Source organism: Acinetobacter sp. ANC 4204 (assembly GCF_002135205.1).
Taxonomy (GTDB): domain Bacteria; phylum Pseudomonadota; class Gammaproteobacteria; order Pseudomonadales; family Moraxellaceae; genus Acinetobacter.
This window is the reverse complement of the sequence record NZ_NEFZ01000006.1, coordinates 194,938-209,805: the sequence shown is the minus strand read 5'-3', so window position 1 is coordinate 209,805 and position 14,868 is coordinate 194,938. Positions and strand designations below refer to the sequence as shown.

The 14,868-nt window shown below is 41.5% G+C and carries 15 protein-coding genes; 13 read left to right on the top strand and 2 right to left on the bottom strand.

The features are described 5' to 3' along the window. Positions 1-114 precede the first annotated feature (114 nt). Both B9T36_RS13520 and B9T36_RS13515 read right to left on the bottom strand, forming a co-directional pair. Entirely contained in the window at positions 115-627 is a 513-nt protein-coding gene (locus B9T36_RS13520) for an FUSC family protein (RefSeq protein WP_086209983.1), read from the bottom strand. Between the two features lie 164 nt (positions 628-791). Next, positions 792-2,693, bottom strand: a complete 1,902-nt coding sequence (locus tag B9T36_RS13515; protein ID WP_086209982.1) for an ATP-binding cassette domain-containing protein — start codon at positions 2,691-2,693, stop codon at positions 792-794. Between the two features lie 35 nt (positions 2,694-2,728). On the opposite strand from B9T36_RS13515, the gene B9T36_RS13510 reads away from it, so the two are divergent. The 13 genes from B9T36_RS13510 to B9T36_RS13450 all read left to right on the top strand — a co-directional run bounded on the left by B9T36_RS13510 (position 2,729) and on the right by B9T36_RS13450 (position 14,842). After that, on the top strand, positions 2,729-2,974 hold the full coding sequence (locus B9T36_RS13510) for a SlyX family protein (RefSeq protein WP_004692513.1): 246 nt from the start codon (positions 2,729-2,731) through the stop codon (positions 2,972-2,974). 12 nt (positions 2,975-2,986) lie between these two features. After that, positions 2,987-3,802 carry a hypothetical protein gene (locus B9T36_RS13505; protein WP_086209981.1) on the top strand — a complete coding sequence of 272 codons (816 nt, stop codon included), beginning with the start codon at positions 2,987-2,989 and terminating at the stop codon, positions 3,800-3,802. A gap of 64 nt (positions 3,803-3,866) precedes the next feature. Further along, complete coding sequence (locus B9T36_RS13500) at positions 3,867-4,856, top strand: hypothetical protein (protein WP_086209980.1); 990 nt, start codon at positions 3,867-3,869, stop codon at positions 4,854-4,856. Positions 4,857-4,926: 70 nt separating this feature from the next. After that, entirely contained in the window at positions 4,927-5,376 is a 450-nt protein-coding gene (locus B9T36_RS13495; RefSeq protein ID WP_086209979.1) for an ammonium transporter, read from the top strand. 36 nt (positions 5,377-5,412) lie between these two features. Beyond that, entirely contained in the window at positions 5,413-8,055 is a 2,643-nt protein-coding gene (gene topA / locus B9T36_RS13490; protein ID WP_086209978.1) for a type I DNA topoisomerase, read from the top strand. A gap of 96 nt (positions 8,056-8,151) precedes the next feature. Then, on the top strand, positions 8,152-8,598 hold the full coding sequence (locus B9T36_RS13485) for an NUDIX hydrolase (RefSeq protein WP_086209977.1): 447 nt from the start codon (positions 8,152-8,154) through the stop codon (positions 8,596-8,598). 47 nt (positions 8,599-8,645) lie between these two features. Then, positions 8,646-9,404: a hypothetical protein gene (locus tag B9T36_RS13480; RefSeq protein WP_086209976.1), complete on the top strand. Its 759-nt coding sequence runs from the start codon at positions 8,646-8,648 to the stop codon at positions 9,402-9,404. Positions 9,405-9,522: 118 nt separating this feature from the next. Beyond that, entirely contained in the window at positions 9,523-10,095 is a 573-nt protein-coding gene (locus B9T36_RS13475; RefSeq protein WP_086209975.1) for an HdeD family acid-resistance protein, read from the top strand. 109 nt (positions 10,096-10,204) lie between these two features. Next, positions 10,205-11,356, top strand: a complete 1,152-nt coding sequence (locus tag B9T36_RS13470; RefSeq protein WP_086209974.1) for a glycerate kinase — start codon at positions 10,205-10,207, stop codon at positions 11,354-11,356. A gap of 154 nt (positions 11,357-11,510) precedes the next feature. Then, positions 11,511-13,499 (top strand): ATP-dependent helicase, encoded by a 1,989-nt coding sequence (locus tag B9T36_RS13465; RefSeq protein WP_086209973.1) that lies wholly within the window; start codon positions 11,511-11,513, stop codon positions 13,497-13,499. A gap of 98 nt (positions 13,500-13,597) precedes the next feature. Continuing rightward, positions 13,598-13,858: an RNA recognition motif domain-containing protein gene (locus tag B9T36_RS13460; protein WP_086209972.1), complete on the top strand. Its 261-nt coding sequence runs from the start codon at positions 13,598-13,600 to the stop codon at positions 13,856-13,858. A gap of 42 nt (positions 13,859-13,900) precedes the next feature. After that, positions 13,901-14,263 carry an ASCH domain-containing protein gene (locus B9T36_RS13455; RefSeq protein ID WP_086209971.1) on the top strand — a complete coding sequence of 121 codons (363 nt, stop codon included), beginning with the start codon at positions 13,901-13,903 and terminating at the stop codon, positions 14,261-14,263. 75 nt (positions 14,264-14,338) lie between these two features. Beyond that, positions 14,339-14,842, top strand: coding sequence for a DUF6586 family protein (locus B9T36_RS13450; RefSeq protein WP_086209970.1), 504 nt, complete (start codon positions 14,339-14,341; stop codon positions 14,840-14,842). Positions 14,843-14,868 lie beyond the last annotated feature (26 nt).

The window sequence follows — 14,868 nt, the reverse complement described above, 5'->3', positions numbered from 1 at the left end:
AAAAATAGTGCGATTGAAATGAATAATTGTAAGCTTTCAGTATTATGGTAAGTATCTCGTTTTTTTAAGAAATCATTAATTTTAATGTTGTTTGGGTGTTTTGGACATTCAGCTTTATTTGTAGCTGGTTTTAAATAGAAAAACAGAAAATTTCTCAATTAGATATGCAATGCTACAACCAATGAAACAATAAACAATCCGGAGTAGCGCACCGTCTATGGTGCGATGCCCGACATCATAAATCGTCACAATTAAGAAACTCGATAATGCAATGCCTGTATAGGCTCCTTCTCTAAAAAGGACGCAAACTAAACTGGTCATAAAAATACCTGTAATTAAAAAAAGATATTCTAAATTAATACTAAAATTATGAATAAATGCAGAGTGATCCATGGCGAGCCAGATCAGGATGCCGACAGCAGAGCCAATAAAATTCCCTATCAATTGGTTAAAATTAATCTTTTTACCTGAGTCCATTTGAATGGTTAAAAAGGCTGTCAATGATGCCCATAGAAAGAAATTGGTATCTTTATTACTATCAAAACAGAGCGCTAAAATGACAATGACGACTGCACATCCAAGTATTTTAAAAAGATAGAGTGCATTGCTCAGGTGGTTTCGGTTCATTATCATGCAAAAACCAGATAGATAAATAAAGTTGAAGAACTGTGCTGAATTATAAGGCGAATTCTTGGGTCTAACTTAAATTTTCGTATCTGATCTTTATTTGTAGATATATTTTTCGATAAAAAAACGCTGCGTTCAGCAGCGTTTTTGAAGAAAAAAATAAATTACTTCGTTAGGTTGTCTAGCTCTTCCCAACGTTCAAGTTTTTCAAGCAATAAGTCATCAATTTCGCTCAAACGATTAGACAGTTTAAGTGCTTTGTCTGCATCGGAGATAAAGAGCGAACCATCTGCCAATACAGCATTAATTTCCACTTGTTCTTTTTCCAATGCTTCCATTTCAGCAGGCAGTTGTTCGAGTGCGCGTTGATCTTTATAGCTAAGTTTTACTTTCTTTGGTGCTGCAGGCTCTGCCTCAGCTTCGGCTTTTGCCACAGCCTTTTTCACCGCACTTTTCTGATCTACTACAGTTTGGTCTGGGCGTTGCTGTAAATAGTCTTGGTAACCGCCAATGTATTCGTCAATATTGCCTTTACCATCAAACACCCACGTTGATGTCACGACATTGTCCATAAATGCGCGGTCATGTGAAATAAGCAGTAAGGTGCCTTTGTAGTCGGACAACATTTCCTCTAACAGCTCAAGTGTCACCATATCCAAGTCATTGGTTGGTTCGTCCATCACAATTAAGTTAGAGGGTTTAAGTAGTAATTTTGCTAAAAGAATACGGTTACGCTCACCACCTGAAAGGGCCTTCACCGGTGTACGTGCACGCTCTGGAGAGAACAAGAAATCTTGTAAATAGCTGTAGATATGACGACGGTTTCCATTCACATCGACATGGTCAGAGCCTTCTGATACGTTATCTTTGACTGATTTTTCAAGGTCGAGAGCATTACGTAATTGGTCGAAGTAAGCCACTTCCAATTGCGTACCGGTTTTCACAGTACCCGTGTGTTGTTGCTCACCTAAAATGGCTTTAATGAGGGTGGTTTTACCGACACCATTGTCACCTACCAGACCAATCCGATCACCACGTAACACCAATGCTGAGAAGTCGTTGATGATAGGTGCATCATTGCCAAAGCGAACGCTTAAATTCTCAATTTCAAAGACGACTTTGCCTGAGCGATTGGCTTCTTGGGTCGCCATGCTGACTTTGCCTTGCTGGAAGCGACGGGCTTTCGACTCTTCACGCAGTGCTTTTAAGGCACGAACACGGCCTTCGTTACGCGTACGACGGGCTTTAATGCCTTGGCGAATCCAAACTTCTTCTTCAGCTAAGCGTTTATCAAACAGTGCATTCTGCTTTTCTTCTGCTTCCATTTGCTGTGCTTTCAGTTCGAGGTAACGTGAGTAGTTACCTTCATAGCTGCGCAGAGTGCCGCGGTCGAGTTCAACAATTCGAGTGGCAATGCTGTCCACAAATGAACGGTCATGCGAGATGAACAGTAAAGTTAAATTATTTTGATCGAGTAAAAACTTTTCGAGCCATTCAATACTTTCAACGTCCAAATGGTTGGTTGGTTCGTCTAGTAATAGCACATCGGGTTGGGTAAGGAGTGCACGAGCAAGCAGCACACGACGCTTACGACCACCCGATAAATCGGCCAAATCAGCATCTGGGTCTAGGCCCATTTTACTTAAAATAGAATTGACTTTGGTTTCTAAAGCCCAGCCATCCAACTGATCTAGTTTGTGTTGTAGGTTACCCATGCGATCACACGCTTCCATGTCTCCGAGCACACAAGCATCACTGGCTTCATGATATGCTCTGAGTACATCCGCGGCTTCACCTGCGCCGTCTGCCACGATATCCGCCACTTTGCCCGAATCCATCGGTACGTCTTGCGCCAACATGGAAATGGTGATGCCGTTTTGTAGAGAAACTTCGCCAGAGTCGGCTAATAAACTTCCCTCGATCAGTTTAAGTAAAGTAGACTTACCCTCACCATTACGACCAATTAAACACACTCGTTCACCGCGTTCCAATGAAAAGTTCGCGCCGTCGAGCAAGGCAGGTCCACCAAACGCAAGTTGGACATCCCTTAAAGTAATATAGGCCATAATGTTTCCTGAAAAATCTCAAATGAGGACTTGAAGTGTCTAAACAACAAAATATTGATAATCAAGCGCCATTGTCCGCACCCATTGAAGATTTGCAAGTCCGAATTGCATTTTTAGATGATTTAGTTGAACAACTCAATGAACAATTGGTGATTCAAGGGCTGGAAATTGCTGATTTAAAAAAACAAATGCAAATTTTGTATCAACGTGTTGAATCTTCAGATTTGTCTGATGGAATTGCGACATTTGACCCGATGGCCGATCGTCCGCCACATTACTAGAAAGGATGAGATATGCTGAAAAAGTTTAGTGAAGCAATTGGTCACATTACTTGTTTTGCAACATTTCTTATCGTTTCTATAACGTTGAGTGGCCTAATATTTTTTGATTCTTTCACTAAAGGCCTAAAATACAATATATCTATTTTAGATATTGATTTTTATAGCTTATTAGTACAATTTTTAATTGTAAATCACTCTGGTCTCATAGGGTATAGTGTAAGTGTTTTTATAATACTCTTTATTTTTTTTGAGTTTTTTCCAAAAGCATTTAATTTTATTTTGGGCATTTTTCATTTTTTATATTTAATTTTACTAAAGTTTTTTAAAGGTTTGGTATTGTTGCTTTTGCAATCATTATTAATGCCAATTGTAGCAATTTTAGTTGTTGTAAATTGGATGTTAAATGATTGGCTTTATAAATCATGTATTTGGTTTTTAGATATAGTTACTAAACTTTTCAAATATTTGGATCGACACTCGAAAACGGAGCAAAATCAGATTAAAAATACATACCAAATAGAAGAAGGGTATAAACATTATGAAAAGGGTAGTTTTTGGATAGTGGTCGCTTTGGGTTTGCTAATTGTTTGGTTAAAGTGGATTGTTTTATTTGGCACAACTGCTGAAAAATATATTGAAAATCTCAAAAAAGCAGATGCTAGACATTGGGTTTATCTAAAAATGGGAGATGAAAAGATCAAGCCTGTTCCAAGTATTTTACTTTTTAAAACAAGAGAAGGTTATCTAGTTATCTCTAAAGAAACAGACAATTTTAATAAGGCTGTAATTTACAGCAATAACATTGTTATAAAAATTGAGCCAAAATAATTGACCTTTGATGCAGTTCCGACTCTAATACGTGCTTTCTGGTGTATCCCATAAAAATGGCCCTATGACTTCAAAAGTTGTACTTCTTGATCTTGAAAATAATGTTCCTACGGCAAAGCTTTTGCGCGAAATAATGGAGCACTATCCAACTGTGTATTTGTTTAATTGCCAAGGTCAATTTGAATATGCATTGTCCGATTTAACTGAATTGGCAAGTTGGATCAGTAGCGGTCAAGTGGTGGTATTAGAAACGCCAAAAGCCGAACAAAAAGAATATGAATATGCGGTTGTTGTGGGGCAGTTAATGGCTTTACTTGAACCTGAGACGCATGTTGAACTTATTTCTGCTGTCAGTACAGCCGAGCTATTGTTGGCATTGATGCATTCTTCTCAGATCAGTTGTCATTTGATCCAAATTCAGACAGACTTGCAAACGGTAAAAGGACTGATTCCAAGTTTAGAGACTATTCAAAACCAGCCCTACTTGAAAATGGTCAAAAAATATTGTGATGCTTTGGGCAAAATGTCAGGTAAACCAACCACACTGGATGGTTTAAAAAACTCAATCAGTAATATTTTGCAACTCGTACCTGAAAAGACCCAACGAGTGGTCGGTATGCTGATCAACCTAAAAATTGTGAAGCGTTATGATGAGCAAATCAGTTTCCGTAAAAAAGTATTGAAACAATGGTTGGCATTGAATATCGAAAAACAAGACTCGGCTACTGAACCGAAAACGTTACAACAGGTATTGCAGCAATTAAAAAAAGATGATGAGAGCGATACTGTTGAACCTGTTGTGGAAACTTTGTCAGCACAACAAGCGTTGTTTAAAAATTTTGCTCAAATTGACCCCGTACAGCTTGAGGTCGCACGCAAATTGCGTGAGCTCAAAACCAATAAACCTAAAGATATTTATGCACTCCGTGATTTGCTTGAGCAAATGTTTCCGAAGTCAGATGTACGTATGTTACTGAAAGAGTTGCTTGATAAAGGCTATATTTATTGGAATGGACATGAAGTTTTATATAGTCATGAAATGTTCTTAAATTAATTTTATCGTTCAAACTTGCGTTTTATATTGTGCTTATGCAACTCTAATAAAGGAATAAAAAGGTTGTGCTATGGAAAATATTGGAATTTGGGTTGCTGGATTTATTATCTTGTTCGTTCTCGGCTCGATTTTTGGACTTCGTGTGAGTCCAAGAGAAAAAGCTTTGGGGGAGATGCGAGAAAAAGCCCGCAAGATGGGCTTGCACCCACGTTTAGTTGCGGCACCTGAATGGACGAAAATACCGATGGCATCGGAGAACCGTGCCAGTATGGTGGCGTACTACAGTGTCCTGATTCCAGATGCACGCCTACCTTTAATGCGTGCTCGTGTTGTTGATCAGCAGCTTGAGCTCATTACAGGTGATGACAAGTTTAAACATTTACCCATTGAATTAAAGGGTATTTATGCTATTGATATGCAAGCAAACTGCGTGGGAATCTATTGGGATGAACATTCTGACTTAAGAGCAACCCAGTTAGATGCCATGAAAGCATATTTACAGTCTTTGGCTGAACTTTAATTTTACAGACCCATTGAAACAGGATTAACGGTTAATATGGCGAAAGCTCCTCGCTCCACATCCAAAAGTACTACAGCAGATTCTCCTGAGGCTGGGAAAAAACGTGCTTTAGTAATTGTGGAGTCGCCTGCAAAAGCGAAAACAATCAATAAATATTTAGGCTCGAATTACATTGTGAAGTCTTCCGTTGGTCACGTTCGTGATTTACCGACGGGTGGCTCAAGTAAGACTGCAGAAAAAAAGCCAGCGACACGAACCAAACTGACCGATGCTCAGAAAGCTGAAAAAGCACAGAATGCCTTGGTCAATCGTATGGGGGTTGACCCTGAACATGACTGGAAAGCTCATTATGAAGTGCTTCCAGGCAAAGAGCATGTGGTTGCTGAACTGAAAAAGCTTGCTTCGCAGGTTGACGAGGTTTATCTCGCAACGGACTTGGACCGTGAGGGAGAGGCCATTGCATGGCATCTTAAAGAGGTCATTGGTGGTGCGGACTCTCGTTATCAACGTGTCGTTTTTAATGAAATTACCAAAAACGCCATTCAAGAAGCTTTTAAACATCCAGCACGTCTTGATATTGATAAAGTCAATGCGCAACAGGCCCGTCGTTTCTTAGACCGCGTTGTTGGCTTTATGATTTCCCCTTTACTTTGGGAAAAAATTGCCCGCGGTTTGTCTGCTGGTCGTGTTCAGTCTGTTGCCGTGAAACTGGTGGTTGAACGTGAACGTGAAATTCGTGCGTTCGTCCCAGAAGAATATTGGCAAGTTTTTGCAGATACCAAATCACAGACGGATGACATTCGTTTAGAGGCGGTCAAGCAAGCGGGTAAAACCCTAAAATTACGCAATAAAGCCGATACCGATGCTTTACTGAAGCTCATTCAAGACGCAGATTACAAAGTGTCAGCACGTGAGGATAAACCGACCAAGGTGAATCCGAGTGCGCCGTATATCACCTCGACTTTACAACAAGCCGCGAGTACACGTCTGGGTTTCTCAGTGAAGAAAACCATGATGTTGGCGCAGCGTTTGTATGAGGCGGGTTTTATTACCTACATGCGTACCGACTCGACCTTTTTGAGCGACGATGCGGTGAATATGGTGCGTCATCATATTGAGACAGAGTTTGGGGCAAAGTATCTGCCTGCTAAGCCGAACCGCTATGGTAACAAAGCGGGTGCACAAGAAGCCCATGAAGCGATTCGTCCATCAAATGTGGCTTTAAAAGGTGACAGTTTAGTGGGTGTGGAGCGTGATGCTCAGCGGTTGTATGACCTGATCTGGCGTCAATTCGTCGCGTGTCAAATGACCCCAGCAGAATACCTGTCATCAACTATTTTAGTCGATGCAAACGGTGTTGAGCTCAAAGCTAAAGGTCGCACACTGGTATTTGATGGTTTCACCAAAGTCCGCGGTCAAAACAAGTCAGATGACGATGTGTTATTGCCAGCGGTCAAAGTGGGTGAAATCCTCAAACTTGAAAAACTCGATCCATCGCAACACTTTACCAAGCCACCTGCACGCTTTACCGAAGCGTCACTGGTGAAAGAGCTTGAGAAGAAAGGGATTGGCCGTCCATCAACGTATGCGGCGATTATCTCAACCATTCAAGATCGTGGTTATGTCAAACTAGAAAACCGCCGTCTATATGCAGAAAAAATGGGTGAGATTGTTACAGATCGTTTGGATGAAAGTTTCAATAACCTCATGAATTATGACTTTACCGCGGATCTAGAAGGTCAGTTGGATAAAGTGGCAGATGGTGAGCGTAATTGGAAAGAGTTGCTTGACAGTTTTTATGGTGATTTCAAAAACCGACTGACCAATGCTCAAGGTGAGGGCGGTATGCGCCGTAACCAACCTGTTGAAGTCGAAGCCGTTCACTGTAAAGAATGTGACCGTCCTATGCAGATTCGTACAGGAACTACAGGTGTGTTCTTAGGGTGTTCAGGTTATAACTTGCCACCGAAAGAGCGTTGTAAAGGCACGTTGAACTTAACACCAGTTGAATCACTTGCAGCACTCTCGGACGATGATGCAGCAGAAACAGCAGACTTGATGTCGAAAAAGCGTTGTCCGATTTGTGAAACCGCAATGGACAGCTATGTGATTGATGGTGGTCGTAAATTACATATCTGTGGTAATAACCCTGATTGTGCTGGTTTTGAGCTTGAAGAAGGTGAGTTCAAAATCAAAGGCTATGATGGCCCAACCATTCCATGTGATAAGTGTGATGGCGAAATGCAGTTAAAGACAGGGCGTTTTGGCCCTTACTTTGCTTGTAACAGCTGTGACAACACGCGTAAAGTACTGAAAAGTGGTCAACCTGCACCTCCGCGTGTCGACCCGATTAAAATGGAACATCTACGTTCAACCAAGCATGATGACTTTTTTGTCCTGCGTGATGGTGCGGCGGGTCTGTTCTTAGCTGCAAGTAAGTTCCCGAAAGTACGTGAAACACGTGCTCCGAAGGTTGCTGAATTGCGTACGGTGGCTGATCAGCTTGATCCAAAGTATCAGTTTATTTTGCAAGCACCTGATGTTGATCCAGAAGGCAATCCAACACTTGTGAAGTTTAGTCGTAAGAATCAAGCGCAATATATTGGCTCTGAAACGCCTGAAGGTAAGCAAACCAAGTGGTCATTGGTGTTCAATGATGGAAAATGGGTTGAAGCCTAAGTTTTAATTGCTTAGAAATATTCAATAAAATGCTCACTTTGGTGGGCATTTTTTATATGATGCATAGCGATAAATAAAAAAAATTCTGGTTAATGTATGATTCCTATTCGCTCTATTGTTGTATCCGCTGTTTTATTGTCAAAAATTGAGGGTGAAATTAAACTGTTATTGATGAAGCGTGTTAAAGGTGATTATTGGTGTCATGTCGCGGGAAAGGTTGAAGAAAATGAGACCGCCAGCCAAGCGATACTTCGCGAAATCAAAGAAGAAACCGCCATTCAGCCTCAACGTTTATTTAGTGCAGATTACATCGAGCAGTTTTATGAGCCAAGCTTGAATGTGATTGAAATGATTCCCGCATTTGTTGGTTTTTGTGCTGAAAACCAACCTGTTCTATTGAATCATGAGCATACTGAATATCGATGGTGCAGCTTATCTGAAGCTAGAACTTTGGCTGTATTTTCAAATCAAAGAAAATTATACGACTTTATTTGGGAAAACTTTGTATTACAACAACCTGTAATACATTTAGAAATTACGTAATGTGCTGATCATTGTGATAAAAAATTATTAAAAATTGGGGATCAAAGATGTGGAAAAAACTTCGTATTTTAATCTTACTGCTGATTCTATTGGTGGTTGCTGTGAATGCTTATCGGGATCAGAATCAAGATTGGAGCAAGCCCATTATTGTATTACTCCATCCAGTTAATGCAGATGGACAGGCTACAACTCAGCAATATATTCAGCAACTGAACCTTGGAAACTTACAAGGGGTACAAGGCTATTTAGAGCAGATGTCAGCACAATATCGTGGCCAGCCGATTTCAATTTATTTCCAACTTGGACGCGAGCTCAAGCAGTTACCACCTAAAGTACCCGAGCAGGCGAGCTTGTTGGATACTGTAATGTGGAGTTTAAAGTTCCGTTATTATGCGTGGAAAAATCATCAAGGTTCAGATGGCGCACCAGCTGTTACTTTGTATTTGAACTATTATGACCCTGCACTGACCAAAGAACTGAAACACTCAACAGCTTTGCAAAAAGGGCGTATTGGTTCAGTGAATTTATTTGCATCGACCAAGCAAACAGAGCAAAACAAAGTGGTGCTTGCACATGAGCTTTTACATGCCTTTGGTGCCAGTGATAAATATGACTTAGCTACTGGGCAACCGATGTATCCCGTAGGTTATGCATATCCAAATCAGCAGCCCTTGTTCCCACAAGCCAAAGCTGAGCTTATGGCTGGACACATACCAACTTCGCAAACACAAAGTAAAATGCCAGAAACGATTGATGATACCTTGGTGAATGAGATCACCGCGATAGAAATTGGCTGGAAAAAGTAACTGTGGATAATGTCGAATTTATCCACAATCCAGTGTGCTTATGTGGATAAATTCATGCCTACAAGTCTGTTGAAAAACATGTTAAAACTAAATGAACGAAATCAGACTTGAGAAGAATATGAAAACAGTAGGTAATGATTTAGTTCGCCATCAACTGCATGAAAACCGTAAGTGGTATCTGGGCTTAGGGATTTTATTGGTCTTGTTTGGTTTAATCCTTTTTGCATCGCTACCTCTCGCGACTTTATCTGCAGTCTTTATCTTTGGTGTATTGATGATGTTAGGCGGTGTTTTGCATTTGATTGCGGCTTTTAAGATTTTTGAGGGCGGTTTTCGCTGGTTATGGGCGCTGTTTGGTGTGCTGTACTGGGTTGCGGGTTATTATGCTTTCACAACACCAGTCAAAACAGCCGTTGTATTGACCAGTATTTTGGCCGTATTCCTGGTCATTGCAGGCGTGATTCGTATTTTTAATGCGATACTATTTCGTACATTCCAAGGTTGGGGGTGGACACTTTTTTCAGGTATTTTAACCCTAATCGCTGGGATTATGATTTTAACTACCCCAGATGCTCCATTTTGGGTGTTGGGATTATTTTTAGCATTCGATATTTTATTCCAAGGGATTAACTATCTTTCTTTAGCTTCTTATATCAAAAGAGAAGTCCCGAAAAGTTCAGCAGATGCCTAAATGATCAATCTGAACAAAAAAGAGTGCTTTAGCACTCTTTTTATATTTCAACACTCTTTTTATTTAAGTTTGAGAGCTGGCAAATATAATTTATGGAATATTTCACACGATGAAAACTTTTGTACTTGCGCCCGATTCATTTAAAGAAAGCATGACTGCGGAGCAGGCCTGTACAGCTATGCAACGTGGGATTCAAAAAATAATTCCTGATGCTGTATGTATACATGTACCCATGGCAGATGGTGGTGAAGGTACGGTTGATGCCTTACTCACATCATTAGCGGGTCAAAAAGTCGAATGTGAGGTAACAGGGCCATTGCCATCACAACGAATTAAAACGTATTGGGGTTTATTTGATGGTGGGCAAACGGCTGTTATTGAAATGGCCAAAGCCAATGGGATTCATCTGCTTGAATCTGCGCAGCGGAATCCACTCCTAACCACAACTTTGGGAACGGGGCAAATGATTCGGCATGCCTTGGACGCAGGTGTGTCAAAAATTATTTTGGCACTCGGAGGCAGTGTCACCAATGATGCAGGCAGTGGCATGGCTCAAGCGCTTGGAATCAGGTTTTTAGATGTACAAGGGGCTGAACTGGCCGTTGGTGGTGGTCATTTACAAGAGATTGAACGGATGGATATGCAGGCTTTAGACCCTCGCTTGCAAAAGGTTCAAGTTTTGATTGCCTCCGATGTCACTAATCCGCTGTGTGGAGCACAGGGTGCGTCGTATGTGTTTGGCCCGCAAAAAGGGGCGAGTGCAGAGATGGTTGAGCAGTTAGATCAAAACTTGAGTCACTTTGCAGATGTGGTGGAAACACAGCTGAATATGCAGATACGTAATGTTGCAGGGGCAGGGGCCGCAGGTGGACTAGGCTTTGGCTTAATGGCATTCACAGGTGCTAAGCTTCAGTCAGGTGCGACGTGGGTGATTGAGCAAACCCAACTGGCTGAGAAAATAAAGCAAGCTGATTATGTCTTCACTGGTGAGGGCAGTATCGACTTCCAAACCAAGTTTGGCAAAACGCCGTGGGCGGTGGCTCAGTTAGCCAAACAGTTGAATAAACCAGTGATTGCCTTTGCTGGACGTGTTGGAGAGGATATTGAGTCATTATTTGATGAAGGGTTTAGTCAAATTGTTTCGATCAATGAATCCGACTGTGATTTAGCCACAGCATTGAAAAATGCAGAACAGCATTTGCAAAACAGCTGTGAGGACATCACTCGACTTTTGCTTTTAAATCATGTTGAGCAAGCTTGATTTAAAATATTTGAGTCGGTAATTGATTCGAGCATAAGGCCTTGGCCTAAATTTGAAGATGTATTCCAGACAGAAATGGATAATCTTTGTTGTAGGCTCATATTGACGTCATAGATTTGTTAAACTAGTAGCATCCACGAATTGATGAGTGATTATGAGTTTAGCCAGCCTAATTGATGAATTAAACCCGCAACAAAAACAAGCTGCCACGACTGAGTCACAACACAGTCTGGTGCTTGCAGGGGCTGGCTGTGGCAAGACCAAAACTATTGTGGCGCGAGCGGCGTACCTGATTGATCAAGGGATTCCAGCCAACCAAATCCAGATTTTAACCTTTACCCGTCGTTCAGCCAGCGAGATTGTGGCGCGAGTGGAGTTGGCTTTAGGTGAGCAGGCAAAAGGTCTGCGCGCATCTACTTTTCATACTTTTTGTATGTATTTGTTGCGCCGCGTACCAAAAGCCTTTGGTTTAGAACAGTTTTCAATTATTGATCGTGATGATCAGCTGATGATGTTCCGCCTGATTCGGGGGAAAGATGATAAAAAAAATCCCAATCAGTTGCCTAAACCGCAAGAACTGTGTGATCTGTATTCTTTTGCACGAAATACGCGTCAAAAGTTGAGTGATGCTTTAGAAAAACAGCATCCTGAGCATTTGGCTTTTAAAGTTCAAATTGCAGAAATCATGAAAGAGTATGAGACACGAAAACGTGCCCGTAGTTTTTTAGATTATGACGATATTCTTGCAATCGTGGCCTCAGCACTCGATCAGTCAGACGGTTTAGCCGACTATGTAGCATCGCTCTGCAAACACATGTTGGTCGATGAAATGCAGGATACCAATCCTTTGCAGTGGGCCTTGCTTGAACCGCTTAAAGACAAAGTGAGCCTGTTTTGTGTGGGGGATGATGCGCAGTCAATCTATGGTTTCCGTGGGGCAGATTTTGAAAATATTCACCATTTTAAAGACCGTGTGCCGAATGCTCAGGTGTTTAAATTGGAGCAAAACTATCGTTCCACTCAAGAAATTTTAGACCTTTCTAATTGGCTGCTTGATCAATCGGAGATTCAATATAATAAACGCCTAGATGCTCATCGGGGTGAGGGTGTAAAGCCTCGCATGCACATTTTCCCAAATGAATTTGATGAAGCAAAATGGATTGCGATCGACATTAAAGAGCGCCATTATTTACAAGGACAGCGCTGGTCGGATCACATGGTCTTGGTGCGTTCCAGCTTTGCAGCACGGCATATTGAGGCAGCGTGTATTGCGGCCAATGTTCCCTATCGTTTTATTGGGGGCATGAAACTGCTTGAAACCGCGCATGTGAAAGATCTACTGAGCTTGTTGCGTGTGATTGCTAATCCTCTAGATGATATTGCGTGGATGCGTTTTCTCACCCTGTGGAATGGGGTGGGGGATGTGGGGGCAAGTCGTCTCGCTCAGCAACTTTTACTGGAGCCTGAGTTTGATTTGATCTTTGATAAATTAGAGAAATTTGGGCGAATTCCAGCTGAAAGCGTGTTGATCATGAAGCAAATGACGGTACTAAAACAGGAAGTGCAGGCTTGCGTCAGTTTGGGTATTCAGGCGATTGAAGCGCAATTGGCAGAAAATTATAAAAAAGACTGGAACCGTCGCCAAGGTGACTTTGAGTTAGTGAAGCAATTGGCATCTAAACATACCCAGTTGAGTGAATTTCTTGAGGAATATGTACTTGATCCAGTGTCTATTTCTGAAATCGAACGACAGTCGGATACGGATGTCGTCACATTAATTACCATTCACTCGGCCAAAGGTACAGAGCAAAAAGTATGTTATGTCGTTAATGTCACGCCAGGGCAATATCCGCATGCTCGTGCCCAAGGTGATTTTAATGATGTTGAAGAAGAGCGTCGGGTCTTGTATGTGGCACTGACCCGTGCCCAGAATGAGCTGATTTTGACCAAGCAAAATTTAAGTCTGTGGGCGCGAGATATGATTGATGAGCAAGGACGGAAAGTCGAAAGTTATTTTTTGAACGATTTGACTCGGAATTTATGTACGATGGAAACCCATCATAAGCCCCGTCAGCAAACCGTTAAAAGTGCACTGATTGAACGACAGTCGATTAATTTAGATTTTGGGATTAATCTCGATTAAACTAAACTGATTACATTGTGGTATTTGTTGTGCAATGTTCAGAAAGTAGCGTAGGCGATTGCTTTTTGATGATTTTGCCTATTTTTGAAGGTTGTTGAATGAAAATTTTAGTTCGTAGTTTAGAACGTACAGTAACAGAAGCAGAATTACTTGAGTTGTTTAAACAATACGGCACAGTTGCATCATGTACTTTAGTGCTGGATGCGGCTACAGGTAAATCGAAAGGTTTCGCTTTTGTGGACATGCCACATGCACGTGAGGCGATTAAAGCTATTAAAGGCTTAAACACATTGCGTTTGCATGGTAGCGGTATTCGTGTGAAACAGGCGGAAGATAAGCCTGAGAAGCCAGAAGCATAAGTATGAAGGAGCAATTGATGCTCCTTTTTTATTGAGTCAAGCATGAAAAAAATCTACCCAGCATTATCTATTGTTGCTCCGATGGGGCAATACATTGCACAAGGAAAAAAGACTTTAGAAATACGTTCTTGGCGCCCTACACATTTGCCGTTGAAAGATTTATTGATTGTTGAAAATCAGCATTATTTGACACAAGAGGGTGATGAAGAGTTAGGATATGCTGTGGCTATGGTCGATGTTGAGGCGATTCATCCGTGGAAAGAGGATGAGCTTGAAGTGGCTAAGGCATCATATTGGGACGAAGGATATTGGGCTTGGGTATTAAGTAATGTACGTCCAATGCTTGTCCAGACTCCCGCTATGGCCAAAAGAAAGATTTATTTTATTGAAATAGATCATGCATAATTTTCATTATGCACTGCTGTGCATAAAGTTTAATCTTGGCTTTGTAAAAAACGCCAAACATTAGGAACACCATTCATGACCCGTGTTGCCCGCTATCATGCAGATCGTACCAATCAAAAACTCTATTTTGCTCGCCTTGCCTGTCAACAAGCTGAGCAGAACGATCATGTGCAGCAAGCGCAGGCGCACCGTGAAGCAGCCGTCTTTCATTTACACGGTGCTGTACTGGCCTTTTTACAGGAATTGGTAAGATACTACCGCTTAAATGACTTTAACCCGACCTTGAAATCTATTGAGGAACAAATGGCAGTTAAAGGACAAGTTTCACCTGAGGTAACGGTGTTGCAGCAGTTATCAAAAGAAGGGTTTATCGCAGAGTTAAAGCGTGCTTATCGTTTATGCCAGTATGCGCCAGAACCAACGAGTCCTGAACCAGAGTCTGAAACATCATCGAACTTGATCATTAAAGTGACGCAAACACCGCAAGCATGGTTACCTGATACCAAAATTCTAAGAGAGTGGCACCGCGACTTGACGGCTTTGATTGATGGCTTCCGGAATGAGATGGTCGAGTTCTAAAAGCGATGACCAGCGCTTGAAGTTTG

Coding starts and splice junctions, on each gene's coding strand:
- B9T36_RS13520 (WP_086209983.1), bottom strand. CDS start 627: ATGAACCGAAACCACCTGAGCAATGCACTCTATCTTTTTAAAATACTT.
- B9T36_RS13515 (WP_086209982.1), bottom strand. CDS start 2,693: ATGGCCTATATTACTTTAAGGGATGTCCAACTTGCGTTTGGTGGACCT.
- B9T36_RS13505 (WP_086209981.1), top strand. CDS start 2,987: ATGCTGAAAAAGTTTAGTGAAGCAATTGGTCACATTACTTGTTTTGCA.
- B9T36_RS13500 (WP_086209980.1), top strand. CDS start 3,867: ATGACTTCAAAAGTTGTACTTCTTGATCTTGAAAATAATGTTCCTACG.
- B9T36_RS13495 (WP_086209979.1), top strand. CDS start 4,927: ATGGAAAATATTGGAATTTGGGTTGCTGGATTTATTATCTTGTTCGTT.
- topA (WP_086209978.1), top strand. CDS start 5,413: ATGGCGAAAGCTCCTCGCTCCACATCCAAAAGTACTACAGCAGATTCT.
- B9T36_RS13485 (WP_086209977.1), top strand. CDS start 8,152: ATGATTCCTATTCGCTCTATTGTTGTATCCGCTGTTTTATTGTCAAAA.
- B9T36_RS13480 (WP_086209976.1), top strand. CDS start 8,646: ATGTGGAAAAAACTTCGTATTTTAATCTTACTGCTGATTCTATTGGTG.
- B9T36_RS13475 (WP_086209975.1), top strand. CDS start 9,523: ATGAAAACAGTAGGTAATGATTTAGTTCGCCATCAACTGCATGAAAAC.
- B9T36_RS13470 (WP_086209974.1), top strand. CDS start 10,205: ATGAAAACTTTTGTACTTGCGCCCGATTCATTTAAAGAAAGCATGACT.
- B9T36_RS13465 (WP_086209973.1), top strand. CDS start 11,511: ATGAGTTTAGCCAGCCTAATTGATGAATTAAACCCGCAACAAAAACAA.
- B9T36_RS13460 (WP_086209972.1), top strand. CDS start 13,598: ATGAAAATTTTAGTTCGTAGTTTAGAACGTACAGTAACAGAAGCAGAA.
- B9T36_RS13455 (WP_086209971.1), top strand. CDS start 13,901: ATGAAAAAAATCTACCCAGCATTATCTATTGTTGCTCCGATGGGGCAA.
- B9T36_RS13450 (WP_086209970.1), top strand. CDS start 14,339: ATGACCCGTGTTGCCCGCTATCATGCAGATCGTACCAATCAAAAACTC.